The sequence below is a fragment of the Ruegeria sp. ANG-R genome (assembly GCF_000813985.1).
GTDB lineage: Bacteria > Pseudomonadota > Alphaproteobacteria > Rhodobacterales > Rhodobacteraceae > Ruegeria.
This window is the reverse complement of the sequence record NZ_JWLJ01000001.1, coordinates 1,534,754-1,560,311: the sequence shown is the minus strand read 5'-3', so window position 1 is coordinate 1,560,311 and position 25,558 is coordinate 1,534,754. Positions and strand designations below refer to the sequence as shown.

The window sequence follows — 25,558 nt, the reverse complement described above, 5'->3', positions numbered from 1 at the left end:
GTTTATCGCAAAATCTTTGCAGAACCTTTCGGATTGGCCTGCAAATTGTTGCAAATTTATTGGATTTTTGTTGTTATGGGTGGGAAATCTGAGATTTTTGCAAATCTGCAAATCCACCCCTGCAAAAGCGTTGTCGCTAACAGAATCAAGGCGGGCACCTGATCAGGCACCCGCCTATGCGTAACCGCTGGATTAACCGTAATGCGCCACAGGGGTGCCGGCGATGGCTGCCATGTTCAGTAGCCCCCGGGCGGTGATGGATGGCGTTACAATATGAGCCTTGTTTCCCATCCCCATTAGAATCGGACCGACCTCAAGCCCGTCCGCTTTCATCTTGAGGATGTTGCGCACACCGCTTGCCGCATCCGCATGGGCGAAGATCAGGACGTTCGCGGTTCCTTCCATACGTGAATTCGGGAAAATTCGTGCCCGCAGTTCGGGGTCCAGAGCCAAGTCCAGGTTCATCTCACCTTCGTAGCTGAAATCGCGCGGCTCGGAATCGAGGATCTCAAGCGCAGCCCGCAGGCGCTTGCCCGACCCCTCGGCCTGATTGCCGAACTGCGATTGCGAACAGAATGCGATCTTGGGTTCCAACCCGAACCGCCGCACATGGCGGGCGGCGCCGATGGTGGATTCCGCCAGCTCTTCCGGGGTTGGCAATTGCCGGACATGCGTGTCGGCGATGAACAGAGGACCATCCTCCAGGATCATCAGCGAAAGCGCGCCATGGGGTCGCAGATCACCATCATCCAACACTTGTTCGACATAGTTAAGATGCCAGCGGTATTCACCGAACGTGCCGCAGATCATGCTGTCGGCTTCGCCGCGATGCACCATGATTGCCGCGATAGCGGTGTTGTTGGTGCGCATAATCGCCTTGGCCAGATCCGGAGTGACCCCCCGCCGCTGCATGATCTGGTGATACGAGTTCCAGTAGTCGTAGTAGCGCGGATCGTCCTGCGGGTTCACAATCTGGAAATCCTGTCCCGGTCGGACCGTCAGACCAAGTCTTTCGCACCGTGCGTTGATCACATCCGGTCGCCCGATCAGGATCGGAGTCTCCGTGGTTTCCTCCAGTATGGCCTGCGCCGCCCGCAATACACGCTCGTCCTCGCCTTCTGCGAAGACGATCCTGCGCGATGCGACGGCGGCGGCTTCGAACACGGGCCGCATCAGCAGAGCGGATTTGAATACGGTCTGGTTCAGGCGTTCCTTATAGGCTTCGAGATCGTCGATGGGACGTTTTGCGACCCCACTTTTCATAGCTGCCTGTGCGACCGATGACGAAACAACCCCCACAAGGCGCGGATCGAAGGGTTTGGGGATCAGATAGTCGGGTCCAAAAGTCAGTTGTTCGCCCTTGTACGCAGCTGCGGCCTCGGCGCTGGTCGTCGCGCGGGCCATATCGGCGATACCGTCGACGCAGGCGATCTGCATTTCGTCGTTGATCTCGGTCGCGCCGACATCCAGAGCGCCCCGGAAGATAAACGGGAAGCACAATACGTTGTTCACCTGGTTCGGGAAATCGCTGCGGCCCGTTGCGATGATCGCATCAGGCGCAACCTCGCGCGCCGCTTGCGGCAGGATTTCGGGGGTCGGGTTGGCCAGGGCAAATATGATCGGGGTCTTGGCCATCTTCTCGACCATTTCAGGCTTGAGCACATTCGGCCCGCTGAGCCCCAGAAACAGATCGGCATCCCCGATCACATCGTCCAGCGTACGCAGGTCGGTTTTCTGTGCAAATTGGTCTTTGTGCGGATTCATATCCTCGGCGCGGCCTTCATAGACCAGCCCGTGAATGTCGCACAGCCAGATATTCTCACGCTTCACGCCGAGCTTCATCAACATGCTGAGACATGCGATTCCCGCGGCACCACCGCCGGTCGAAACAACTTTGATATCCTCGAATTTCTTGCCCGCCACATGCAAAGCATTCTTGGCCGCCGCGCCAACGACGATGGCGGTGCCATGCTGATCGTCATGGAATACGGGTATGTTCATCCGCTCCCGGCACAGTTTTTCGACGATAAAACAATCCGGTGCCTTGATGTCTTCAAGGTTGATTGCGCCAAAGGTTGGCTCAAGCGCGCAGACGATATCAGCCAGCTTCTCGGGATCAGGCTGGTTCACCTCGATGTCAAAACAGTCGATGCCCGCGAATTTTTTGAACAGGACAGCCTTGCCTTCCATCACCGGTTTGGATGCCAGCGCACCGATATTGCCCAGCCCCAGAACCGCCGTGCCGTTCGAGACGACCCCAACGAGATTGCCGCGCGCGGTGTATGTCTCGGCGTTGGCAGGGTTGTCCTTGATCTCAAGGCTGGCTTCGGCAACGCCCGGCGAATAGGCCCGCGCAAGGTCTCGGCCATTTGCCATCGGTTTCGTGGCCTTGATCTCAAGCTTCCCGGGCTTTGGGTAGGCGTGATAGTCAAGTGCAGCCTGTCGCAAGGTCGGTGTATCAGACATCGGCAATTCAACTCCGTTCCAGAATTTGTTTGATGGTTAAACTATTTGTTGTGGGTTGGCTACTTCGGGTCAGATTTCAGCCGAGTTCTGCTTCTTTTCAAGACGCGGCACGAGGTGTGTCGGGTTCTTTGCCCGGTGTTCGATATACGGCGCAAAACCGGAAAGCGAACGGGCCCCGGGGGCCGGTCAAGCACGAGGTCCGCGTGCAATCACTTAGCAAGGCGCCTGTCGGGATGCCGACATCAAAGTGCTTTTTCTTTCGCGCGATGCGCTTTTGGGTTGGCGCTTTTGCGCCCGTTCTGATCGGATGGCCAAAATCCACGTCCGAAGAGATACGAAATGACCAGCAACCCGAGCGACCCAAAAACGCAAGCCGAAATCCGATTGCCGACGCAAGAGCTACGCAACGATATTCCCTTTTACACCAAAGTGCTGGGAATGCGGATGGACATGATCTACCCGGCCGATGATCCTCGGGTCGCCGTGTTCTCAGGCCACGGCCTGCGATTGCGGATCGAGAAGGATGCACCCGAAGCGGCGGGAACGCTGCGTATTTTGACGTCAGACCCCGATGCTTTTGCGGATGGTCAGCGTGCCCTTACGGCGCCGAACGGAACCCGGATCGAGATTGAAGATTTGAACCCGCCACTGGTCATGCCGGACACGGTTCATTCTTTTGTTGTCCGCCGCCTCAAAGATCAGGCGCCATGGATCATCGGGCGCGCCGGAATGCACTATCGCGATCTTGTGCCGGACCGATTGGGTGGGTCGATCATCGCCAGTCATATCCGAATCCCCGATGGGGGGCCGGTGCCGGATATGGTGCATTTTCACAAGGTCGGGTTTCAGTTGATCTTCTGTATCCATGGCTGGGTTGACGTGGTTTACGAAGATCAGGGCGAAAAGATGCGTCTGACAGCGGGCGATTGCTTTATCCAGCCACCCGAAATCCGCCACCGCGTGCTCGAAGCTTCGGACAATGTACAGGTGATCGAGATTGGTGTCCCGGCTGAGCATGTAACTGAGATCGATCATCTGATGGACCTGCCAACTCCGCACTACCGCCCGGACCGGGAGTGGCAGGGACAGCGGTTCGTTTACAATCAGGCCAAAGATGCCGAATGGGTGCCGTTCCGACTGCCCGGTTACGTTTGCCGCGACACGACGATTGCCCAGAACACCAAAGGCGTGGCGGGCGTTCAGGTCGTGCGCCGGGGAGAGGGCAATCCTCAATGGGCCAGCCACGACACCGATATTCACTTTACCTTTGTCATGAACGGGGAGGTGACGCTTGAGGGCGAGGGCCGCGATCCCTACCGGCTGGAACAGGGGGATGCCTTCGTCATTCCGCCCGCAATGCGAACCCGGTTGTCCGATCCGTCGCACGATGTGGAACTGCTGGAGGTCACTCTGCCGGGAACCTTCAACACTACGCTCGGTCAGGACTGACAAGACTGTGGATAAACGCGCCGTGGGGCTTCAAATCCCCCGGCGCTTTCCATTAGGGTATGGCATTCTGACCAGATGATCAAAAATCGGGAATCGCCATGTCTTTGAAAGATGCAGCTTTGGCCGTACGGGAAAACGCCCACGCGCCTTATTCTAATTTCAAGGTCGGGGCGGCGATCCGGTCGGGTTCGGGCATGGTCTATCGCGGCTGCAATGTTGAGAACGTGGCGTATCCGGAAGGTACCTGTGCCGAAGCCGGAGCGATCGCGGCCATGGTCGCTGCCGGAGAAAAGGAATTGATCGAGGTTTACGTGGTCGCCAGCAGCCCGCATCCGGTGCCACCCTGTGGTGGTTGCCGCCAGAAACTGGCCGAGTTCGGCAACGGGGATGTGGTCGTTACGATGGCAACGGTCGATGGTGTGGAGACCAAAACCACAATTAGCGACCTTTTGCCCGGGGCATTCGACGCCTCGCATATGGAGGATGTCTGACCATCATGGATGCACGCTCGATCATCGCCAAACTCCGCCGTCACCAGGTGCCGACCGGCGCTGAGCTGAAATGGTTCGCACAAGGTCTGGCCGATGGTGGCGTCAGTGACGCACAGGCCGGCGCCTTTGCGATGGCCGTCTGCATGGGCGGCTTGGGCGCGCAGGGGCGGGCTGACCTGACGGTGGCAATGCGTGACAGCGGCGAGGTGTTGACGTGGGATCTGGACGGCCCGGTGATCGATAAGCACTCGACCGGCGGGGTAGGCGATTGTGTCAGTCTTGTACTGGCACCTGCGCTGGCGGAGTGCGGGGCTTACGTGCCGATGATCTCGGGCCGTGGTTTGGGTCATACCGGAGGCACACTGGACAAACTTGAGGCGATACCGGGGGTGACGACCCAGATCGGGCAAGCACGGCTGGATCAGGTGCTGAAAGAAACCGGGGCGGCCATTGTTGGTGCAACGGGTCAGATCGCACCGGCTGACAAGCGGCTTTACGCGGTTCGCGATGTCACCGCGACAGTCGAAAGCCTTGATCTGATCACTGCATCGATCCTGTCGAAGAAGCTGGCAGCCAGCCCGGATGCACTGGTTCTGGATGTTAAGGTGGGCAGTGGGGCCTTCATGAAATCGCTCGACGATGCGCGCAGGCTGGCGCAGGCATTGACCGAGACCGCGAATACCGCAGGGTGCAAAACATCCGCTGTGATCACTGATATGAATCAGCCTTTGGCCTCGGCATTGGGCAATGCGCTGGAAGTGGCCGAGGTGATGAAAATGCTGACCAGCGGGCACGATTCACCGCTGGCCGACATCTCGGCCGAATTGGGCGGTGTTCTGATGGCAGATGCCGGAATGTGCACAACAGCCGATGAAGGGCGGGACAGAATTGCCGAAGTGATCCGCAATGGCCGCGCTGCCGAGCGATTTGGGCGCATGATGGCTGCCGTGGGTGGCCCGGTGCACTTTGTCGACACATGGGACCGGTTCCTGCCCGAGGCCAATGTGATTCAGGAAGTGCACGCGCCCGACGATGGATATATTTCGGCCATTGATGGCGAGGCGCTGGGCTTGGCGGTTGTTGCGCTGGGTGGCGGGCGACAGGTTGAAAGCGACGAGATCGATCCGGCAGTAGGCTTGTCGGACATCCTGAGACTCGGCGACAAGGTCTCAAAAGGCGCGCCGCTGGCGGTGGTACATGCGGGACGAGAAGATGCCGCGCAGCGGGCTGCGGCGGCGGTTCTGGGCGCCATTACCTTAAGCGACAAACCGGTCGGACAACCGCCTCAAGTCCATGAAAGGATCTGCGCATGAGCCGTGCTTTCCTTGTCGTTATGGATTCGGTTGGTATCGGCGGGGCGCAGGATGCTGGTCAGTTCTTCAACGGAACCACACCCGACACGGGCGCGAATACGGTGGCCCATATCGCACAGGCCTGTGCCGAAGGGCGCGCGGAAGCGGGGCGTTCGGGTCCGTTGCATCTGCCCAATCTGGATGCCCTGGGGTTGGGTGCGGCGACGCGATTGGCTTCGGGTGCCCCAACACCTGGGCTCGACGCCGAGCCGACCGGCTTATGGGGTTGCGCGCGGGAGTATTCGCCGGGTAAGGATACGCCCTCCGGGCATTGGGAACTGGCCGGTTTGCCCGTGCCGTGGGATTGGCATTACTTCCCGGATACGACGCCCGCTTTTTCTGCCGAGCTTAGTTCAGCCGCCGCACAGGCAGCTGGGACCGAGGATATCTTGGGCAACTGCCACGCGTCTGGCACGACAATTATCGCTGATCTGGGTGCCGAGCACATGCGGAGCGGCTGGCCGATCTGCTACACATCAGCCGACAGCGTTTTCCAGATTGCGGCGCACGAAGAAAGCTTTGGGCTTGATCGGTTGCTGGATATGTGCCGCGCCCTTGCGCCACGATTGCACGAGATGAAAGTGGGCCGGGTCATCGCCCGGCCTTTTGTCGGTACGCCGGAACTCGGATTTACACGCACCAATAACCGAAAAGATTTTGCCATCCTTCCACCGGCACCGGTGCTGACCAATTGGGCACAGGACGCCGGTCGCCATGTTCATGCGGTTGGAAAAATTGGCGACATTTTCTCGATGCAGGGAATCGACACGCTGCGAAAAGGCTCCGATGCGGATTTGATGTGCCACCTGTCCGATCTGGTTGACGAGGCCGAAGACGGTAGTCTGACCTTTGCCAATTTCGTCGAGTTCGATAGTCTCTATGGTCACCGCCGCGATATCAGCGGTTATGCAAGCGCGCTGGAATGGTTCGATCGCGAGATCGGAATGATCCTGCAAAAGCTGCGTCCGGGTGATCTGATGCTGCTGACCGCAGACCACGGTAACGACCCCAGTTGGAGCGGGACCGATCACACACGTGAACAAGTGCCTGTGCTGATCGCAGGTCAAGGTTCGGGCGAAATTGGTCAGGTCAATTTTGCCGATGTCGCGGCCAGTATCGCGCATCATCTGAATATTCCGGCACAGGGGCCGGGAAGGACCTTCATATGACCGTCGCCGACCTACCCAAGATCGAACTGCACCTGCATCATGAAGGCGCTGCGCCCCCTGCCTTCATCCGGCAACTGGCCCATGAGAAGCGGGTGGATTTGAGCGGGATCTTCAAGCCCGATGGGTCCTACGATTTCCGTGACTTCGCGCATTTCCTCAGTGTGTATGAGGCTGCGTGTGAGGTATTGAAGACACCGGAAGACTTCCGCCGCCTGACCCTGGCCATTCTCGAGGAGAGTGCCGCAAACGGTGTGGTATATTCTGAAACCTTCCTTAGCCCTGATTTCTGCGGCGGTGGCGATTTGCAGGCGTGGAAGGACTATCTGACCGCGATTCAGGAGGCCGCAGATGAGGCCGAGCGCAAGTTTGGTATCACCCTTCGTGGCGTCATTACCTGCGTACGCCATTTCGGGCCCGAACAGGCAAAGCGCAGCGCTCATTGTGCGGCTGAAACCGCCGGTAGCTGGATCACCGGCTTTGGCATGGGCGGCAACGAAGCCGTCGGAACCCAGGGCGATTTCAAATGGGCTTTCGACTGCGCACGCGAGGCCGGATTGCGGCTGACCACCCATGCGGGTGAGTTCGGTGGCCCCGAAAGTGTGCGGGATGCCGTCCGTGATCTTGAGGTCGAGCGCGTGGGCCATGGTGTCCGCGCCATCGAAGATCCGGACCTTGTGCGCGAGTTGGTCGACCGGGGCATCACGCTTGAGGTCTGTCCGGGTTCAAATGTCGTGCTCGGCCTGTTTCCGGATTTTGCGGCTCATCCGATTGCGCGATTGCGCGATGCGGGCGTGAAGGTCACGGTTTCCACCGACGATCCACCGTTTTTCCATACTACGATGCGACGCGAATATGAGATGCTGAGCGCAGCGTTCGGCTGGCAGGCCGAGGAGTTTGCTGCGTTGAATGAAACGGCCCTGAACGCGGCCTTTTGCGATGAAGAGACCCGCGCGCGGGTCAAGAAAAGACTGGAGACATCATGAGCGATCACCTGACCGTCGTCGATCACCCGCTGGTGCAACACAAACTGACGCTCATGCGGGACAAGGGCACCTCGACCGCCGCGTTCCGGCAGTTGCTGCGCGAGATCACGCTGCTGCTGGCCTATGAGGTCACCCGCGAAATGCCACTGACCACGCGGCACATCGAGACACCGATGGAAGAGATGGACGCGCCGATACTTGCTGGCAAGAAGTTGGCTCTGGTCTCGATCCTGCGGGCCGGAAACGGGATGCTGGATGGCGTTCTGGAACTGATCCCCTCGGCCCGTGTGGGGTTTGTCGGTCTGTATCGTGACGAACAAACGCTTGAGCCCGTTCAGTATTACTTCAAGGCGCCCGAAGGTCTGAAAGATCGTCTGGTCATCGCGGTTGATCCAATGCTGGCTACCGGGAACAGTTCGGCGGCGGCCATCGATCTTCTGAAGCAGGCCGGTGCCACGGATATCCGCTTCCTCTGTCTGCTGGCCTCACCCGAGGGCGTTGCGCGTATGAAAGAGGCTCACCCGGACGTGCACATTGTCACTGCGGCTCTGGATCGTGAGCTGAATTCCAAGGGCTACATCATGCCGGGGCTGGGTGATGCCGGGGACCGGATGTTCGGAACCAAATAGATGGTCTACTGACCGCAAATATTCTGCAGCCGGACCCAATCCCGGTCCGGCAACACCTGCTCAACAGTGCGGCCCGCCATCGGGTCGGCCTCAATCAGGCCCAGTACCGTCTCGCCCGTGATGTCGCGCGCATAGGCGTAGGGCGTCGAGGGCAGGGCGGCACGGGCAAAAACGGCCAACAGATCATTGTCGCTGATCTCGGGTTGAGGTTCTGCGAGAACCTCTTCGGTATAGGTGTCTACGATTTCGGACGTCAATTCTCCGGTGGTCAACAGCCGGAATGCGGCGGTTGGGCCTGTGCGATCCAAAAGGTCGTCCAGCGGGTCCTGATACATTGCGCGTGCCCGCGCGGCGATCACGTAACCCGCAGCAACGGCGGGGTCTTCGTGATCCTCGACCAGTGCCCGGTTTAGTAAGACGGTTCCACCCGGCAGGCTCAGGCTGTCGGGCAATCCGGCGGGTAAGATCACGATTTGCCGGACACCGGTTCGCTTTGCCAACCGATTCAGCGACTCCTGCGCATCCGGCGAAGAACAGGCCTTGCCGGATACTCTCTCGATCCGATGCAGGATCGTATCGCCGATTTCCTGCCTCTTGATCTCGGGTACCACGGCAACGACGTGCCGCTGCAACGCGCTGGGCAGCCAAAGCAACAGCACGCCGACCACTGCAAGGACCACGCCGGCAACGCTGAGCCAGCGCAGCCGCCCTGGATGCGGTCTGGCGCGGTCGATGGCGCGTTGAAGCCGGTCAATTGCATCGATCATAGTGGATTCGGATTGCGCAAGTTCGAGCGTTTCACCCGGATCGCCATCCGGATTGAAGACAGCGGGGTAGGCCCCCGGGTTCTGCCTCTCTAGCGCGGCCAGCGACCAGTGGGTAAGGGCGCTGTCATTGAAATCCGAGATCGTCAGAGTCGCTTCACCAATCGAGACCACGACCTCGCGCCGTTGTTCGTCGGGCGAGGGGCGCCACAGACCGGTGGCTTCGATCCGCTGGTACTGTTTGAGTGCGGTCATCGGGTAATGCTGCTCGAGTATTATTTTGCACCAAGCTTAGCATGGCAAAAACCAGAGGCGCAAACCTGTTGCGCATGGTTGGCGAATTGTGCTGACTGTGCCGGACAGAGTTCAAGCCGAAACTTGCGGTTCTGGGACAGAGGCAAGGATGCAATCACAACAACCAACCCATTCGGTACTGGCGTCGTTGCTGATGGTCGCGGCGATGTCGATTATCGGGGTGATCGACAACTTTGTGATCCGTGTGGCCGAAAGTATCGGGCTCTGGCAGTTTCACCTGAGCCGCGCTTTGCTGATGCTGCCGCTGATAGCCGTGCTCTCAATGTTGGGTTTGGGAACGCTATGGCCACGTCGATATGGCGTCGTTGCTGTACGAAGCGTTCTTATCACTCTGGCGATGCTTTTTTATTTCAGCGCGCTGGCGTTGATGCCCATTGCGCAGGCATTGGCGGGATTGTTTACATCCCCGATCTTTGTGCTGCTGGTTTCGGCACTGTTACTAAAACAGCATATAGGTCCTTGGCGAATTGGGGCTGTTTTGTTGGGGTTCTCAGGAATTCTGTGCGTTCTGCAGCCCGATCCGACGGCGTTTGACTTCAGGACGCTGCTGCCCGTGGCGGGTGGATTCTTCTATGCGCTCAGCGCGGTTGTGACACGGACCCACTGTGCGAACGAAAGCACTGTTGCGCTGCTGGCAGCGATGGTCGTGACCCTTGCGCTTGCGGGCGGGATCGGTTTGATCTGGCTGGCGCTTTACCCGATTGGGGTGCCTGCGGGGGCGGATGGGTTTGCTATGCGCGGCTGGGTCTGGCCGATGCAGGAGGCGTTGCCCTGGGTTGTGATTCAAGCGGTGGGCTCAACAATTGCCGTATTTATGCTGATCAAAGCCTATCAGCTTGGAGAGCCATCTTATGTCGCGGTCTTCGAATACTCGGTCATGATCTTCGGTCCATTGTTTGCCTGGGTGGCGTTGGGACAGTCAGTTGGCTTAATGCAGATTGTCGGCATTGGCATGATCGCCGCTGCCGGGGTGTTGCTGGGTTGGCGGGAAAGGCAGATATCCTCGACGCCGCAAGCGGCCGAGTGAGGGCAGCCCAGATTCGTCACCGGTTATTGGCCCCGATGTCGTTTCCATTGGGTGTCTAAAGCTATTTTGAAGCGCTTATTTGTTTACTAAAAACTGCGAAATTGAGGCGAAGAAGACTCAATTTAGACCTAAATGTGGCAAAACTAAGTCACCCTGGGGCACAATAATTATAACCTTCTGAGTTATTTGAAGGTGCCAACAGGGGGAAGGCACGTGTTAGAGTTAGTGAGTGTTTCGGGGTATTCGAAACGTGAAGTCAAAGGCGTTCAGGCCTTTGCAGAAAAGGCGGCGTCAGCGCGCCGTGGGGGATTGCTGCACGGAACCAAGGTGGCCACAACCAGTGGCTGGAAGCTGGTGGAAAGACTGGTCGCCGGCGATCTGGTTCGGACACTGGATCACGGGTTCCAAGAACTGAGGCGCGTCCGCGCCGATCAGATCATCGTTTCGGGAGATGAGCGTCGACCAGAGCATCTGCCGGTTCTTGTTCCATCCCGTGCTGCGTTTAACGGAAGACCTGTCTGGCTGATGCCGGAACAGGGAATGGCGTTGGATCAGGGCAAACTTGGCGTCGGGATTGAGGGGATTTCGATCATCCCGGCCCGGATGCTGAGCGGGGTAGGGCGTCTGAAATCCGATACACCAGCGCAAACATTCGACGTGACTTCATTGTTTTTCGATCAGGATGAGTTGGTTTTTATTGAAGGTGGGTTTCAGGTCTATTGCCCGTCCGGCCGCATGGTTTCCGCATCTGGCCAAAATACCGAGCCCTACGAGGTGGCCGATGCCGAGCACGCCGACCTCCTGATCGAGGCCGTTGTAAGCAAGGGCGATATCTCGGCGTTGGCTAACCCGTTGGCGGCGCTGCCCGCACCCATCCCCACAGAGCCGATTTTCCCGATCCGTCCTCCGTTGGGGATACGCCGACCGGGGCGTCCGGGGCGGCCCGATATGCCCGTGCTGTTTCTGCGGTCCGAATGGCAGCTGCAATGAAACATTTATGAGAAAGATGCGGGCGCATGATGTCATGCACCCGCGTCATCTTGTTAAGCTGCCTGCGCTTCAGGGTTGAAGCGACCATAGAAGCTCTGCCCTTTTTCGGCCATTTCACACAGCAGCGGTGGACAGGTGAAGCGCTCGCCATAAGCCTCGGCCAGCTGATCACAACGCTCGGCAGCGTAAGGCGTACCGATGATGTCCAGCCAGCTCAGTGGGCCTCCGGACCAGGGTGCAAAGCCCCAACCCAGGATCGCGCCAACGTCGCCTTCGCGGATGTCTTCAAGAACGCCTTCTTCCAACGCGCGGACGGCTTCCAGAACCTGTGCGAACATCAGGCGTTCCTGCACTTCGATCAGGTCAGGTTGCTCCGCAGCCAACGGATACTTGTCCTTCAGACCTTTCCAGTATTCGACGCGCTTACCCTTCTCGTCATAGTCGAAGAAACCCGCATTGGCCTTGCGGCCCAGACGGCCCTGTTCTTCCATCCAGAAGATGAGATCGTCCGAGGGGCTTTCCGGATAGGCATCGCCCATCGCCGCCTTCGTTGCGCGGGCAATTTTCGCGCCCAGATCAATCGAGGTTTCGTCGGTCAACTGGATCGGTCCAACCGGAAAGCCCAGCTGACGCGCCGCGTTATCGATCAGCACAGGGTTCACGCCCTCGGCGATCATACGCACGCCTTCGTTGATGTACGGAATGATGCAGCGGTTCGCATAGAAGAAGCGTGCATCGTTGACCACGATCGGCGTTTTGCGGATCTGGCGCACATAGTCCAGCGCCTTAGCCACCGCGCGATCCCCGGTCTCCTTGCCTTTGATGATCTCGACCAGGAACATCTTCTCAACCGGTGAGAAGAAATGGATGCCGATGAATTGCTCGGGCCGCACGCTCGCCTTGGCCAGATCGGTGATCGGTAGGGTCGAGGTATTTGACGCAAAGATGCAATCCTCGGGAATGATCGCCTCGACCTTTTGGGTCATCTCGGCCTTGACGCCCGGGTCTTCGAAGACGGCCTCAATGATCAGGTCACAGCCTTTCAGATGCTCCAGATCAGGGGTCGCGGTGATGCGCGCCAGCAGGGCTTCTTTTTTCTCAGCCGTGGCTTTGCCACGCTTGATGCCTTTGTCCATGTAGCTTTCGCTATAGGCTTTGCCCTTGTCGGCGGCGGCCTGATCACGGTCGACCAGAACAACCTCCATCCCGGCCTGGGCCGAGACCAGAGCGATACCAGCACCCATCATACCAGCGCCCAGAACGCCGATCTTCTTGACCCGCTGATCGGGAACATCCTTTGGCCGCACCGCGCCTTTTTCCAACGCTTCCTTGTTCAGGAACAGCGACCGGATCATGGCGGAAGACGACGGGTTCATCAGCACGTTGGTGAACCAGCGCGCCTCAATCTTAAGGGCGGTGTCGAAGTCCACCAGCGCCCCTTCGTAGATCGAGCTTAGCAGGGCTTTGGCCGCCGGGAAGGCGCCTTGGGTCTTGCCGTTCACCATCGCGTTCGCACCGACGAAGGTCATGAATCCAGCAGGGTGATAAGGCGCGCCGCCGGGCATCTTATAGCCCTTCGCGTCCCACGGCTTGACCAGATCGGCATCCTTGGCGTTCAGAACCCATTCCTTCGCTGCGGCAACCGGATCATCCGCAACCGCGTCGATCAACTGCGCGCCTTTGGCCTTCTTCGGGTCCATCATCTTGCCTTCCAACAGCACCGGAGCTGCGGCCATCGCGCCGACCATACGGCTGTACCGCATGGTGCCGCCCCCGCCGGGGAAGATGCCAAGCAGAATCTCGGGCAAGCCGATTTTGGCCTTGGGATTGCTGGTCATCACGCGGTGATGGCAGGCCAACGCGATCTCGGTGCCAATCCCTGCGCAAGTGCCGTTGATGGCGCAGGCCACGGGCTTGCCGCCCTTCTTGGACTTGGGGTCCATGCCCGCCAGTTCCAGCTTACGCAGGATGTGGTGACCGCCCATGACGAAGTCGAATAGCGCCTGCGCGGGCTCGTCCCCGGCTTCCTGACGGATCGTGGCAAGCGTGCCGAGGTCCATTCCGCCCGCGAACGAGCCTTCCTTGCCGCTGGTGATGACGACGCCCTTGATCTCATCATCCGCCAGCGCCTGATCGATCAGCTGGCTAACCTCCTGAAAGGCCTCGCGGGTCAGAACGTTCATGGATTTGCCCTGGGCGTCCCAGGTGATGAAGGCGACGCCGTCTGCGTCTGTGCTGAGGGTGAAATCAGTCATTGTCATCTCCAATCTGGTCAGCCGTCAGCGGGCTGCCATCCTTGCGGGTGAAGGCAAAACCGTCGGGGTCAAACTTCACCATCATGTCTAGGTCGCTATAATAGCCGGTCTCGGTCGGGGTCCGTGTGCCCACCACCAGAAAGGTCGCGGGCGCATCGGTCTTGTTCACAAGGTGATGGCCATTGGCCTCACCGGCGGGCCAGGCCGCGCAGTCGCCCGGCAGCATCTCGTGTTCCCCATCGTCGTCGATCAGCGTGCATGTGCCACTGAGCATGATGGCGAACTCGTCCTGCTCCATGTGGTAGTGGCGCAGTGAAGAGAGGCCGCCCGGTTCGAGGCGCACGATGTTGACGCCAAATTGCGTCAGGCCGTTCGCGTCACCCAAGGGTTGGACGTAACGGTCGTCGCCCGCTTTCGCCAGCTTGCCGGGATAACCCGAACCATTCCGAAACGGGATTTGGGAAAGGTCAATCTTGGGCATCAGACGCGCTCGATAATTGTCGCAGCCCCCATGCCGGACGCGATGCAGAGCGTGGCCAGACCGGTTTCCTTGTCCTGACGCTCCAGCTCATCCAGCAGCGTGCCGATTATCATCGCACCGGTCGCACCCAGCGGGTGGCCCATCGCGATCGAGCCGCCATTGACGTTGACCAACGCCGGGTCGACATCGAAGGCCTGTTGGAAGCGCAGAACGACCGAGGCGAAGGCTTCGTTCACTTCGAACAGGTCCAGATCGCCGATCTTCATGCCGTTGTCGGCCAGAATTTTCTCGGTCACCGGAACCGGGCCGGTCAGCATGATAGTCGGGTCGGTGCCGATCTTGGCAGTTGCCTTGATGCGGGCGCGCGGCTTGAGGCCGTATTTCTCACCGAATTCCTTGTTGCCGATCAACACAGCGGCCGAACCGTCCACGATGCCCGAGCTGTTGCCTGCGTGGTGGATGTGGTTGATCCGCTCCAGATGCGGGTATTTCATCATGGCGACCTTGTCGAAGCCCGGCATCTGTTCGCCCATCATCGCAAAGGACGGATTCAGCGCGCCGAGGCTCTGCATGTCGGTGCCGGGGCGCATGTATTCGTCGCGGTCCAGAATTGTCAGGCCGTTCTGGTCCTTGATGGTGATCACCGACTTCTCAAATCGGTTGTCTTCCCAAGCCGCTGCGGCGCGTTTCTGAGATTCAACGGCCAGCGCATCCGCATCGTCGCGGCTGAACCCATACTCGGTCGCAATGATATCGGCCGAAATACCCTGCGGTACGAAGTAGGTATCCATTGCCAGCGTTGGGTCTACAGCAATCGCAGCACCGTCGCTGCCCATGGCCACGCGGCCCATCATCTCAACGCCGCCCGCGATATACGCTTCGCCCGCGCCGCCTTTGACTTGGTTCGCGGCCAAGTTCACGGCTTCCATGCCTGAAGCACAGAACCGGTTGATCGCGAGGCCGGGGATTGATTGGTCCAGGTCTGAGGCCAGAACCGCCGAGCGCGCCAGACAGCCGCCTTGCTCCATCACCTGCGTGACGTTGCCCCAGATCACATCCTCAACGGCGTGGCCTTCCAGATTATTCCGCTCTTTCATCGCGTTCAGGGTCAGGGCGGACAGGCGCACCGAGGTTACCTCGTGCAGGCTGCCATCCTTGCGTCCCTTGCCGCGCGGAGTACGCAGGGCGTCATAGATATAGGCTTCGGTCATGGGGTCTTCTCCTTAAGCTCGATCCGACGGGTTGCCGGGCATCAGGTCGTAGGGGTGTTTCCAGCCGGGCTGTTCGCTGAGACGTGTCAGCCAAGCGTCAATGTTGGGCCAGTCGGCGCGATCAAAGCCGAATGGTTCGGGGTAATAGAGGTAGCCGCAGCAGCTGATGTCAGCATTGGTCACGCCGTTGCCAACGATCCAGTCACGGCCTTCGAGATGAGCGTCCAGCGTCTGATAAGCCGCCTTGAGGCGACCCTGATTGAACGCGATCACATCCGGGTTGCGGTGCTTTTCGGGCAAGAAGTTGATCAGGAAACGGGTCAGCCCGGCCATCGAGCTGAGCTTGTGGTTGTCCCACAGAACCCATCTGAATATTTCGTAATTCTCATCACGATCCTTGCCGCCGAATTTACCGGAGTTCTCGGTGACATAAGCCTGGATAGCTCCGGACTGACTGGTGCGAAAATCGCCGTCCACCAAGACGGGGGCCTCGCCCATTTCGTTCACTTCGGCCCGAAATTCTGGGGTACGCGTTGCTCCACCGAAGAAATCAACAAAGACTGGCTCCCAGTCCAGACCAGACATCTCAAGCGCCAGCGCGGCTTTGTAGCTGTTCCCGCTCTCTCCAAAGCAATGCAGTTTTATGGTCATGTGGGCGCCCCTCCCAAAGGCGTGTTGCGTATCTAGCGCTTTCTGGCTTCCAACTCAGAGTTGAAGATGCGCAGCCGGTGCGTCAGGTTTTCGTGATCGATCACGCTGTTGAAGTTCTCAAACAGGAACGACAAAGCCTCACCTTCATCCAATCCCGCCTCTCGCGCGAAACCGCGGAGTTTGCGGTAACCATCTTCCGTCATAGCGACGGGAAATCGGCGGGTAAGGCGAAAGCGTTTTGGCATCTTGTCTCCTCCAGGGGTGGGTTCGGGTTACTACGCCCGAGCCCACACTGAGATCAGAAGTTCGCCGCGTCCAGTGCCATTACCGTGTCCGCTCCGGTCTGGATGCGGGCCAGATGCATGGCTGTCGCGGGTAGGCGGCGGGCCATATAGAAGCGACCGGTATTGATCTTGGTCTCGTAGAACTCTTTATCCGAGGCACCGCCGTCCAGTGCGTCCCGAGCGGCCTTTGCCATCTGCGCCCACATCAGGCCCAGGCAGACATGGCCGAACATGTGCATGAAGTCGTATGACCCGGACAGAGCGTTGTTTGGATTCTTCATGCCTTCCTGCATGAAGTACATGCCGGCGGCCTGCAGATCCTTGGACGCGGCTTTCAGCGGTTCGATGAAGGCTTTGTCATAAGCTTCGTCCTTGCCGCCGTTCTCCTTGCAGAAGCTCTTGACCATCTCGAAGAAGGCCATGACGTGTTTACCGCCGTCTTGCGCCAGCTTACGGCCCACCAGATCCAGCGCTTGAACGCCATTCGCGCCTTCGTAGATCATCGCGATACGGGCGTCGCGGGTGTATTGCGACATGCCCCATTCTTCGATGTAGCCATGGCCGCCATAGACCTGCTGTGCCTGTACGGTCATGTCGTAGCCTTCGTCGGTCAGGAAGCCCTTGATGACCGGTGTCAGCAGCGAGATCAGCCCGTCCGCGTCCTTGTCGCCCGAGCGGTGCGCCTTGTCGATCATGGTCGCGCCCCACAGGATGAACGCGCGGGCGCCCTCGGTGAAGCTTTTCTGGTCCATCAGATTGCGGCGAATGTCCGGGTGAACGATCAGCGGATCGGCGGGACCGTCCGGGTTCTTTGCACCTGTTACGTCACGACCTTGTAGACGATCCTTGGCGTATTCCACGGCGTTCTGGTACGCAGCCTCGGCCTGAGACAGGCCTTGCATACCTACTCCCAGACGCGCTTCGTTCATCATGGTGAACATGGCACGCATACCTTTGTGCTCTTCACCCAGCAGCCAGCCAGTGGCTTCGTCATAGTTCATGACGCAGGTCGAGTTGCCGTGGATGCCCATCTTTTCTTCGATCTTACCGACCGAGACACCGTTGCGTTCACCAAGCGAGCCGTCTTCGTTGACGATGAACTTGGGGACGATGAACAGCGACACGCCCTTGATGCCCTCAGGACCGCCGGGGATTTTGGCCAGCACCAGGTGGATGATGTTGTCGGCCATGTCGTGATCGCCAGCCGAGATAAAGATCTTCTGGCCAGAAATCTTGTAGCTGCCGTCGCCCTGCGGTTCTGCCTTGGTCCGCATCAGGCCCAGATCGGTGCCGCAATGCGGTTCGGTCAGGTTCATGGTGCCGGTCCATTCACAGCTGACCATGTTGGGCAGATACTTGTTCTTCTGCTCATCCGACCCATGCGCCAGAATGGCCGAGGCCGCGCCGTGGGTCAGGCCCTGATACATCACAAATGCCTGGTTCGCGCCCGAGAACATCTCGCCCACCGCTGTGCCCATCACGTAAGGCATGTTCTGACCGCCATACTCTTCCGGCATGTCGAGACCAGTCCAGCCACCTTCTTTCATCTGCTCAAAGGCGTCTTTGAAACCGGTAGGGGTGTAAACAATGCCGTTTTCCAACCGGCACCCTTCGGTGTCGCCCACCACGTTCAGCGGATGCAATACGTTGGAGGCAACCTTGCCAGCCTCTTCCAGAACCGCGCCGGTAAATTCGGCCTCCAGTTCGTCATAGCCGGGGATATCCGACTGCGAGACTTTCAAAACGTCGTGCAGGATGAACTGCGTGTCTCTGGTTGGCGCGTTGTAGACGGGCATGTGAAGCTCCCTTAATTCATATGTCCGGAGGCGGGTTTATTCAGCCGCCTTCTTTTCCTGTTTCATCGAGGCGATAACCTTCTCGCCCCAGCGCAGCTGCTCTTTCAGTTCGTCGATGGCCTGGGTCAGTTCCTCGCGGCGCGATTCCATGTCGGCCAGACGTTCGCACGCGATCTCGTAGGTGCGGGACATCTGCGTCAGCTGCTGGTCACCCACGTGATACAGGTCCAGAAGCTGGCGGATTTCCTCCAGGCTGAAGCCAAAGCGCTTGCCGCGCAGGATCAGTTTCAGGCGCGCACGGTCCCGTTTGGTGAACAGGCGTTTTTGGCCTTCGCGGATCGGAAACAAAAGCTCTTTGGCCTCGTAGAACCGCAATGTGCGGGGCGTGACATCATAGGTCTCGCACATCTCGCGGATGGTCAGCAGATCTTCGGTCATGGTTCAAACTCTCATCACTGGCGTCATGCAACCTGAGTTGCGCAGCCGATGAGCGTTTTACAACACACAAGTGACGTTTACGTAATGCAGACGCTGCGTCACAAATAAGTTGACGTAACATCCGGTCGCGTAAACAGGTGTTTCGGCAATTTTGTTGCCGTAAGGGAAGGGCGTTTACTTTAACAGTTTGACCGTCTGGTCGCGCAATTGCTGCAGCGCATCCATCGCTTCATCCAGTTGTGCGCGCTGCTGGCGCAGCTCTTCCATCTGCCGATCCGCCATCTCGATGAAGGTTGCCATCTGCGCCTGGTTGCCCTGATCCTCGTAGATCAACAGCCATTGGCGAATCTCCTCCAGAGGGAACCCAAATTTACGACCGCGCAGGATCAGCTTCATCCGCGCACATTCACGAGGTCCATAAAAACGCGACCTGCCTTCGCGGTCAGGTTGCAGCAATTCAATGTATTCGTAATAGCGCAGAGTGCGCGGAGTTACGTCGAACTCGGCGCACATCTCTTTGAATGACAAACGGTTGTCGGACATTCCGGGGTCTCCTTGGCAGCAACCTAGGGCGTCGTGGCGGTAAGCGCAACAGGCGGGCTTGCCCTTTGCTTGGGTGCAAGCCCATAAAGGGGCAGGCAAGAACACAGGACCCAACCCCATGGTCGACAAGACAGATTTAGCGCGCCAGTTTATTCAGGCGATTCCGCACGCCAAGGCTCTGGGGCTCGACCTGACCCATATCGGTGAGGGAGAAGCGGAAATTTCCATGCCGTATAATAAGCAGTTGATCGGCGATCCGAGGACTGGCGTGATCCATGGCGGCGCGGTTTCAGCCATGCTCGACACCTGTTGTGGCGCGGCGGTGATGAGCCATCCTTCGGCGCCCGGAGGGACAGCCACCATCGATCTTCGTATCGACTATATGCGGGCTGCAACGCCGGGGCAGAGCATCCGGACCCGCGCGACCTGCTATCACATCACTCGCAATGTGGCCTTTGTTCGGGCGACGGCAACGGATGACGACAGCGATCGGCCGGTTGCGACCGCTTCGGGAGCCTTCACCGTGGAAGGCCGCTGAGATGGCGCGGCCCCGTCCCGAACCCATGCAGGTCGTCAAGCAACGCCGTGACGCCGCATTGACGGCGCTGATCGAGGGGGTGCCGTATATCCGGTTTCTCAACATTACCTTCGACCGCAGGGGCGATGAACTGACCGGAGTGCTGAATTTCGACGAAAAACTGATCGGAAACCCCTTTCTGCCCGCGATCCACGGCGGGGTGACGGCGGCGTTTCTCGAAGTCACCGCCGTGATCACGCTGAGCTGGGAGCATATGTTCCCAAGGATCGAAAGCGGTGAGATCGGCGCTGAAGAGATTCTGACGGATGAGAATATCCGCTTTCCGAAAACCATAGATTTCACGGTCGACTATTTACGCTCAGGCCTGCCGCGGGATGCCTATGCCCGTGCTTTCATCAACCGCGCGGGGCGGCGTTATGCGTCGGTTCGCGTTGAGGCGTGGCAGGACAATCATGCCAAACTGTTTGCTCAGGGTACGGGGCATTTCCTGATGCCGCAGCCGCCGACACCCAAGGCGTGAGCATGGAGGACGCGAACGCGCCCATCACGCATCGGCGCGTGCTGAAAATTGCGTTACCGATCGTACTGTCCAACGCAACCGTTCCGATCCTGGGGGCGGTGGACACAGGCGTTGTGGGTCAGATGGGGCAGGCCGCTCCGATAGGGGCCGTTGGCATGGGCGCGGTGATCCTGTCGGCGATTTACTGGATATTCGGCTTTCTTCGGATGGGAACGACCGGTCTGGTCGCACAGGCGCGGGGGGCAGGGGATACTGCCGAAACGGGTGCGTTGCTGACGCGCGGGCTGTTGCTTGGAGGGAGTGCCGGGCTTTTATTTGTCGCCCTGCAGGTTTGGATTTTTCTGGGTGCGTTTGCCTTGTCGCCTGCCAGTGCAGAAGTTGAATCCCTGACGCGGGATTACCTGCAGATTCGAATCTGGGGCGCACCGGCAACCATCGCGCTTTATGCGGTCACCGGCTGGCTGATCGCCGTCGAGCGGACAAGAAGTGTGTTCATCCTGCAGGTCTGGATGAATGGTTTGAATATCGCGCTGGACCTGTGGTTTGTCCTTGGCCTGGGCTGGGGTGTTGAAGGTGTTGCCATCGCTACCCTGATTGCCGAGTGGTCGGGGCTCACACTTGGCCTTTGGTTGTGCCGCACCGCTTTCGCCGGCAATCAGTGGAGGGACTGGCCACGCGTTTTCGACGCCAACAGACTGCGGCGGATGATGCAGGTGAATGTAGACATCATGGTTCGGTCAGTTCTTCTCACCGGTGCGTTCACGACCTTTTTGTTCGTGGGTTCCGATCTGGGCGATGTCAATCTGGCCGCCAATCAGGTGCTGCTGCAGTTTCTTGAGATCACGGCCTTTGCCCTTGATGGTTTTGCCTTCTCGGCCGAGGCATTGGTGGGCGGTGCTGTGGGCGCAGGCAACCGATTACAGGTCAGGCGCGCCTCGGTTATGGCGTCGCAATGGGGCGTGGGCGGAGCCATTGCTCTGGGGCTGATATTCTATCTGGCAGGGCCTGCATTGATAGATCTGATGTCGACGTCGCCGGACGTTCGGCTCGCCGCGCGGGAGTATCTGTTCTGGGCCGCGCTTGCGCCCGTGATCGGTGTGGCAAGCTGGATGTTCGATGGAATCTATATTGGGGCCACGTGGACCCGAGATATGCGCAACGCGATGATCCAGTCAGTTGCTATATATGTCATCGCCTTGCTCATTCTTGTCCCGATCTTTGGCAATCACGGGCTGTGGGCGGCGCTGATGGTGTTGAACGTCGCGCGGGGCGCAACACTGGGTTGGCGATACCCCAAGCTTGAAGCCCGGATTGCCTAAAGCAGACCAAGCAAAATCTCGGGTGGCCGCCCGATTGCGGCTTTGCCACTTGCAATCGCTATCGGGCGCTCGATCAGGATCGGATGTTCAGCCATTGCCGCGATCAGTGCGTCCTCGGGTGAGGTTTTGGTCAGGCCCAGCTCTTTGAACTGTTTCTCGCCGGTGCGCATCATTTCAATCGCCGATATCCCAAGCAAGGCCAGTACCTGATGGATTTCATCAATCGCAGGCGCGTTTTCAAGGTACTTTCGAACCTCGACCACGGCACCTTTTTCTTCCAGCAACGCCAGCCCGGCGCGTGACTTTGAACAGCGCGGGTTATGCCAATACTCGATCACAACCAATCCTCCCGTTTGCTGCCGACCGCTTGCGCGACCGTCGAATATCCGTCACGGGCCAAAAGGTTGTCCAACCCGTTTGCAATGTCCGCGGCAAGGGATATTCCGCCGTAAACCATTGCGGTATAGAACTGCACCGCCGACGCCCCGGCGCAGATCTTGGCATAGGCTTGTTCTGCCGTGCTGATGCCGCCGACGCCAATAAGCGGTATGTCCCCGTTCGTTAGCTGGCTGAGTTGCGCCAGCACACGGGTCGATTTCTCGAACAACGGTGCACCAGACAAGCCACCTGCCTGATCCTTGTGGTCGCTGCGTAAGCCATCACGGGACAAAGTAGTGTTGGAGGCGATCACCGCATCCACGCCGGTTTCACGGGCGACATCGGCAATGTCCTGCAACTCGGCCTCAGTCAGGTCGGGGGCAATTTTCAGGAACACGGGCAGCGGGCGCGGCAGCGCGTCACGGGTTTCGATGACACCATTGAGCAACGCACTCAGCGCCGCCTTTCCCTGCAGATCACGCAGCTTTTCGGTGTTGGGTGACGAAACATTGACCGTGGCAAAATCCAGATGCCGGGCACAATGGGCCAGCACTTTGGCAAAGTCACCCGGCCGGTCGTCACTGTCTTTGTTCGCCCCGAGATTGAGGCCGATCACCGCATCTTTGGGGCGGTTTGCAAGGCGTGTGGCCATCACCTCCATCCCCTCGTTGTTGAAACCGAACCGGTTGATCGCGGCTTGGTCTTCAGTCAGGCGGAACAGGCGTGGTTTCGGGTTTCCGGGCTGTGGTCGGGGTGTCACGGCGCCAACCTCGACAAAGCCGAAACCGACGCGGGACAGCGGCCCCAGAACTTCACCGTTCTTATCGAACCCGGCGGCCAGTCCGACCGGATTTGGCAGATTGAGCCCGGCCAGTTCGGTCTTAAGTCGGTCGGACGTCACAGGGCCCGGCATCGGGGCGAGGCCGGATTTGAGAGCTTTGATCGACAGCCCGTGCGCGGTTTCCGGGTCAAGGCGATGCAGCGCGGCAAGTCCAAGTTTCTCGGTCAGTTTCATCCGAATGAAGTTCCAATTTTGGTTGGTGCGCAGCGGATCAGGCGCGATGTTTCGACCGCTGCCTGCCGATGTATCACGGCGCTGCGATAGATCGGGTCTGTCACCATTTCAAGAAATGCATGAGCGTTGGGATAGCGGGCGATAAACACCTCATCCCATACCTCATCCGAAGGACCGATCAGTGTCGTTTGAAACGCCCCGCGCCACAGGATCGATGCGCCGATGCGCTCTATGATCGGGGCGGTCTCGACCCCGTAGTTGCGATAGGCCTGAGCACCGGTCAGTCCGGCATCCGCAAGCGCGTGATCGACTGGGTATTCGGCTTTGGCGCGAAACCTTACCAGATTGAGCATCTCGATCGGATGATCCCGGTTCAGCCCCTTAAAGGCTTCGAATTGAACGCGATCCGGATCGACAAAACTGGTCATTCCATCTGCTCCGGGAATTTGTGCTGCTTACCATCGAAGGGTAAAGCACACGACCAGATCACGTCGGCCATGCGAATCTGGCGATAGAGATGAGGGAACAGCGCGCCGCCGCGCGAGACCTCCCATTTCAGGTCGTCGCCCATTTCCTCTGCGTTGCAGGCAAGCAGAACGAGGCCCTCGATACCCGCAAAGTGCTTGGCGGCCGTTTCGGCGGCTTGCTCGGCGGTCGAGAAATGAACGAACCCATCAGTGATATCAATCGGCGCACCGTCCGAGGCCCCATTCGCCTGCAAGTCGGCCCATTCGTCAGCCCGAAAAATCTTGTAAATCAGCATATGGGTCTGATGCCCCGCGCGGCTGCTGGAATCAAGCCGGATTTCCCCCTTTGACTCTTTCCGATGCAAGGCGCACGATCACGCCAAACAACGACAGGGAGTTTCAAGATGTTCACCCGTTTTCTCGCCTCGGCTGCCGTATTGGGCCTGACCGCCGGCATGGCGGCTGCCGAGTATAAGCTCACGATTCTGCACACAAACGACATTCACAGCCGCATCGAGTCGATCAACAAGTACGATTCGACCTGCGATGCCGAGGGTGAGGCCGAAGGAAAGTGTTTCGGTGGTGTCGCGCGCTTGAAAGCCATTGTGGATTCGAAGCGTGACGAACTGGCAGATGAAAACGTTCTGCTGTTGGATGCAGGCGACCCGTTCCAGGGGTCGCTGTTCTACACGACCTACAAAGGCGCTGCCGAAGCCGAGTTTATGGACGCCATCGGCTATGATGCGATGGCAGTCGGAAACCACGAATTCGACGACGGCCCGGAAGGTCTGGCGGCGTTTATTGATGCCGTCAGTTTCCCTGTCATCTCGGGCAATCTCGATCTGTCGACTTCTGCGGAACTGAAAGGCAAAGTGGGAAACCATCTCGTTCTGGAACTGGGTGGGCAGAAGATAGGTATCGTCTCGGCGCTGGCTACGGATACCGTGGACACTTCGAGCCCGGGTAAAGATGTGGTGTTCCAGGACGAAATTGACAGCCTGACTGCCGATGTCGAAGCGCTGCAGGCCGATGGCGTCGATATCGTCATTGCACTCACCCATGTGGGCTTGGCCAAAGACATCGAAATCGCCGAGAAAGTACCCGGTCTTGATCTGGTTATTGGTGGGCACTCACACACTCTGTTGTCCAATACCCAGGAGGGCGCAGCTGGATCTTATCCGTTGATGGTTGGCGATGTTCCTGTCGTTCAGGCCTATGCCTACTCGAAGTATCTTGGCGAAGTGACCCTCACATTTGATGATGATGGAAATCTGATCTCCGCCGAAGGCGAGCCGATTCTTCTTGATGCATCGGTCGTGCCGGATGCCGAAATCGCGGCGCGCGTTGCCGAAATGGGGGCGCCGATTGAAGAAATGAAGAAACGGGTCGTGGCGAACACGGCGGCATCTATCGAGGGCGATCGTGCGGTCTGCCGTGTTCAGGAGTGCGAGATGGGCAACCTGGTCGCAGACGCGATGCTGGCGCGGGTTGCCGATCAGGGCGTCCAACTTGCGATTGCCAATTCGGGAGGGCTGCGGGCCTCGATCGATCCTGGCGAAGTGACCATGGGTGAAGTTCTGACGGTTCTGCCCTTCCAGAACACATTGTCGACCTTTGAGATCAGCGGTCAGGGCGTCATCGACGCGCTGGAGAATGGTGTCAGTCAGGTTGAAGAGGTCAAGGGCCGTTTCCCGCAGGTGGCGGGTATGACCTTTACATGGGACCCGTCGGTCGCACCCAATGAGGGCCGGATTGTCGAGGTCATGGTGGCAAAAGGCGATGGTTTTGAGCCCATCGACCCTGCGGCAACCTATATGGTTGTTACAAACGACTATGTCCGCAATGGCGGTGATGGATACAGCGTGTTTTCAGGCGATGACAAGAACGCTTATGATTTCGGGCCTGATCTGGCCGATGTCACGGCTGAATACCTAGCCGAGAATGCGCCGTATCAGCCCTATCTGGATGGGCGTATCAAACAGAAGTGATGCGGCCTCAACAATCGCAAAGGCCGCCCTTCGGGGCGG

At 58.8% G+C, this 25,558-nt stretch carries 26 protein-coding genes; 12 read left to right on the top strand and 14 right to left on the bottom strand.

From position 1 onward, the window contains the following. Positions 1 to 192: 192 nt before the first annotated feature. Entirely contained in the window at positions 193 to 2,466 is a 2,274-nt protein-coding gene (locus RA27_RS07785; RefSeq protein ID WP_039536452.1) for an NADP-dependent malic enzyme, read from the bottom strand. A 339-nt stretch (positions 2,467 to 2,805) separates the two neighbouring features. On the opposite strand from RA27_RS07785, the gene RA27_RS07780 reads away from it, so the two are divergent. The 6 genes from RA27_RS07780 (at position 2,806) to upp (ending at position 8,539) form a co-directional block, all read left to right on the top strand. Beyond that, a complete protein-coding gene (locus tag RA27_RS07780) occupies positions 2,806 to 3,915 on the top strand; it encodes a cupin domain-containing protein (RefSeq protein WP_039536451.1) in 1,110 nt (369 codons plus the stop codon). Between the two features lie 98 nt (positions 3,916 to 4,013). After that, complete coding sequence (locus RA27_RS07775) at positions 4,014 to 4,406, top strand: cytidine deaminase (protein WP_039536450.1); 393 nt, start codon at positions 4,014 to 4,016, stop codon at positions 4,404 to 4,406. Positions 4,407 to 4,411: 5 nt separating this feature from the next. Further along, positions 4,412 to 5,719 (top strand): thymidine phosphorylase, encoded by a 1,308-nt coding sequence (locus tag RA27_RS07770; protein WP_039536449.1) that lies wholly within the window; start codon positions 4,412 to 4,414, stop codon positions 5,717 to 5,719. Then, positions 5,716 to 6,927 (top strand): phosphopentomutase, encoded by a 1,212-nt coding sequence (locus RA27_RS07765; protein ID WP_039536447.1) that lies wholly within the window; start codon positions 5,716 to 5,718, stop codon positions 6,925 to 6,927. The genes RA27_RS07770 and RA27_RS07765 overlap by 4 nt, the downstream gene beginning before the upstream one ends. Next, positions 6,924 to 7,910, top strand: coding sequence for an adenosine deaminase (locus RA27_RS07760; RefSeq protein ID WP_039536445.1), 987 nt, complete (start codon positions 6,924 to 6,926; stop codon positions 7,908 to 7,910). The genes RA27_RS07765 and RA27_RS07760 overlap by 4 nt, the downstream gene beginning before the upstream one ends. Next, positions 7,907 to 8,539 carry a uracil phosphoribosyltransferase gene (upp, locus tag RA27_RS07755; protein WP_039536443.1) on the top strand — a complete coding sequence of 211 codons (633 nt, stop codon included), beginning with the start codon at positions 7,907 to 7,909 and terminating at the stop codon, positions 8,537 to 8,539. The genes RA27_RS07760 and upp overlap by 4 nt, the downstream gene beginning before the upstream one ends. Before the next feature lie 5 nt (positions 8,540 to 8,544). Here upp and RA27_RS07750 read toward each other — a convergent pair whose 3' ends face one another. Beyond that, positions 8,545 to 9,558 carry a hypothetical protein gene (locus tag RA27_RS07750; protein ID WP_039536441.1) on the bottom strand — a complete coding sequence of 338 codons (1,014 nt, stop codon included), beginning with the start codon at positions 9,556 to 9,558 and terminating at the stop codon, positions 8,545 to 8,547. A gap of 148 nt (positions 9,559 to 9,706) precedes the next feature. Here RA27_RS07750 and RA27_RS07745 point away from each other — a divergent pair, with 148 nt between their 5' ends. Next, the gene (locus RA27_RS07745; protein ID WP_039536440.1) at positions 9,707 to 10,645 is read left to right on the top strand and encodes a DMT family transporter; all 939 of its coding nucleotides are present in this window, start codon (positions 9,707 to 9,709) and stop codon (positions 10,643 to 10,645) included. 213 nt (positions 10,646 to 10,858) lie between these two features. Next, positions 10,859 to 11,635, top strand: coding sequence for a Hint domain-containing protein (locus RA27_RS07740; protein ID WP_241484019.1), 777 nt, complete (start codon positions 10,859 to 10,861; stop codon positions 11,633 to 11,635). A 53-nt stretch (positions 11,636 to 11,688) separates the two neighbouring features. Here RA27_RS07740 and RA27_RS07735 read toward each other — a convergent pair whose 3' ends face one another. The 8 genes from RA27_RS07735 to RA27_RS07700 form a co-directional block, all read right to left on the bottom strand. After that, complete coding sequence (locus RA27_RS07735) at positions 11,689 to 13,890, bottom strand: 3-hydroxyacyl-CoA dehydrogenase NAD-binding domain-containing protein (RefSeq protein ID WP_039536436.1); 2,202 nt, start codon at positions 13,888 to 13,890, stop codon at positions 11,689 to 11,691. Then, entirely contained in the window at positions 13,883 to 14,371 is a 489-nt protein-coding gene (locus RA27_RS07730; RefSeq protein WP_039536434.1) for a cupin domain-containing protein, read from the bottom strand. The genes RA27_RS07735 and RA27_RS07730 overlap by 8 nt, the downstream gene beginning before the upstream one ends. Next, the gene (locus tag RA27_RS07725; RefSeq protein ID WP_039536432.1) at positions 14,371 to 15,582 is read right to left on the bottom strand and encodes an acetyl-CoA C-acetyltransferase; all 1,212 of its coding nucleotides are present in this window, start codon (positions 15,580 to 15,582) and stop codon (positions 14,371 to 14,373) included. Before RA27_RS07725 ends, RA27_RS07730 begins: the two co-directional genes overlap by 1 nt. Before the next feature lie 12 nt (positions 15,583 to 15,594). Further along, positions 15,595 to 16,233: a glutathione S-transferase gene (locus RA27_RS07720; protein ID WP_039536431.1), complete on the bottom strand. Its 639-nt coding sequence runs from the start codon at positions 16,231 to 16,233 to the stop codon at positions 15,595 to 15,597. Between the two features lie 32 nt (positions 16,234 to 16,265). Continuing rightward, positions 16,266 to 16,478, bottom strand: a complete 213-nt coding sequence (locus RA27_RS07715; protein ID WP_010438892.1) for a hypothetical protein — start codon at positions 16,476 to 16,478, stop codon at positions 16,266 to 16,268. A 53-nt stretch (positions 16,479 to 16,531) separates the two neighbouring features. Then, positions 16,532 to 18,313: an acyl-CoA dehydrogenase C-terminal domain-containing protein gene (locus RA27_RS07710; protein ID WP_039536429.1), complete on the bottom strand. Its 1,782-nt coding sequence runs from the start codon at positions 18,311 to 18,313 to the stop codon at positions 16,532 to 16,534. A 36-nt stretch (positions 18,314 to 18,349) separates the two neighbouring features. Next, positions 18,350 to 18,751, bottom strand: a complete 402-nt coding sequence (locus tag RA27_RS07705) for a MerR family DNA-binding transcriptional regulator (RefSeq protein ID WP_039536426.1) — start codon at positions 18,749 to 18,751, stop codon at positions 18,350 to 18,352. Between the two features lie 174 nt (positions 18,752 to 18,925). Beyond that, positions 18,926 to 19,294, bottom strand: a complete 369-nt coding sequence (locus RA27_RS07700) for a MerR family DNA-binding transcriptional regulator (protein WP_039536425.1) — start codon at positions 19,292 to 19,294, stop codon at positions 18,926 to 18,928. A gap of 118 nt (positions 19,295 to 19,412) precedes the next feature. Here RA27_RS07700 and RA27_RS07695 point away from each other — a divergent pair, with 118 nt between their 5' ends. Genes RA27_RS07695 through RA27_RS07685 form a run of 3 tightly spaced genes read left to right on the top strand, consistent with a single transcriptional unit; the run spans position 19,413 to position 21,671 of the window. Further along, on the top strand, positions 19,413 to 19,832 hold the full coding sequence (locus RA27_RS07695; RefSeq protein WP_039536423.1) for a PaaI family thioesterase: 420 nt from the start codon (positions 19,413 to 19,415) through the stop codon (positions 19,830 to 19,832). A 1-nt stretch (position 19,833) separates the two neighbouring features. Then, positions 19,834 to 20,352 carry a PaaI family thioesterase gene (locus tag RA27_RS07690; protein WP_039536421.1) on the top strand — a complete coding sequence of 173 codons (519 nt, stop codon included), beginning with the start codon at positions 19,834 to 19,836 and terminating at the stop codon, positions 20,350 to 20,352. Positions 20,353 to 20,354: 2 nt separating this feature from the next. Next, positions 20,355 to 21,671 carry an MATE family efflux transporter gene (locus RA27_RS07685; protein ID WP_039536420.1) on the top strand — a complete coding sequence of 439 codons (1,317 nt, stop codon included), beginning with the start codon at positions 20,355 to 20,357 and terminating at the stop codon, positions 21,669 to 21,671. On the opposite strand, the gene arsC is transcribed toward RA27_RS07685, so the two are convergent. Genes arsC through RA27_RS07665 form a run of 4 tightly spaced genes read right to left on the bottom strand, consistent with a single transcriptional unit; the run spans position 21,668 to position 23,827 of the window. Beyond that, entirely contained in the window at positions 21,668 to 22,009 is a 342-nt protein-coding gene (gene arsC, locus RA27_RS07680; protein WP_039536418.1) for an arsenate reductase (glutaredoxin), read from the bottom strand. The genes RA27_RS07685 and arsC overlap by 4 nt on opposite strands. Then, positions 22,006 to 23,064, bottom strand: a complete 1,059-nt coding sequence (locus tag RA27_RS07675) for a quinone-dependent dihydroorotate dehydrogenase (protein ID WP_039536417.1) — start codon at positions 23,062 to 23,064, stop codon at positions 22,006 to 22,008. The genes arsC and RA27_RS07675 overlap by 4 nt, the downstream gene beginning before the upstream one ends. Beyond that, positions 23,061 to 23,492, bottom strand: coding sequence for a DUF1330 domain-containing protein (locus RA27_RS07670; protein WP_039536415.1), 432 nt, complete (start codon positions 23,490 to 23,492; stop codon positions 23,061 to 23,063). Before RA27_RS07670 ends, RA27_RS07675 begins: the two co-directional genes overlap by 4 nt. Continuing rightward, positions 23,489 to 23,827, bottom strand: coding sequence for a DUF952 domain-containing protein (locus RA27_RS07665; RefSeq protein ID WP_039536414.1), 339 nt, complete (start codon positions 23,825 to 23,827; stop codon positions 23,489 to 23,491). The genes RA27_RS07670 and RA27_RS07665 overlap by 4 nt, the downstream gene beginning before the upstream one ends. Before the next feature lie 108 nt (positions 23,828 to 23,935). On the opposite strand from RA27_RS07665, the gene RA27_RS07660 reads away from it, so the two are divergent. Next, complete coding sequence (locus RA27_RS07660; RefSeq protein WP_039536413.1) at positions 23,936 to 25,519, top strand: bifunctional metallophosphatase/5'-nucleotidase; 1,584 nt, start codon at positions 23,936 to 23,938, stop codon at positions 25,517 to 25,519. Positions 25,520 to 25,558: the final 39 nt, after the last annotated feature.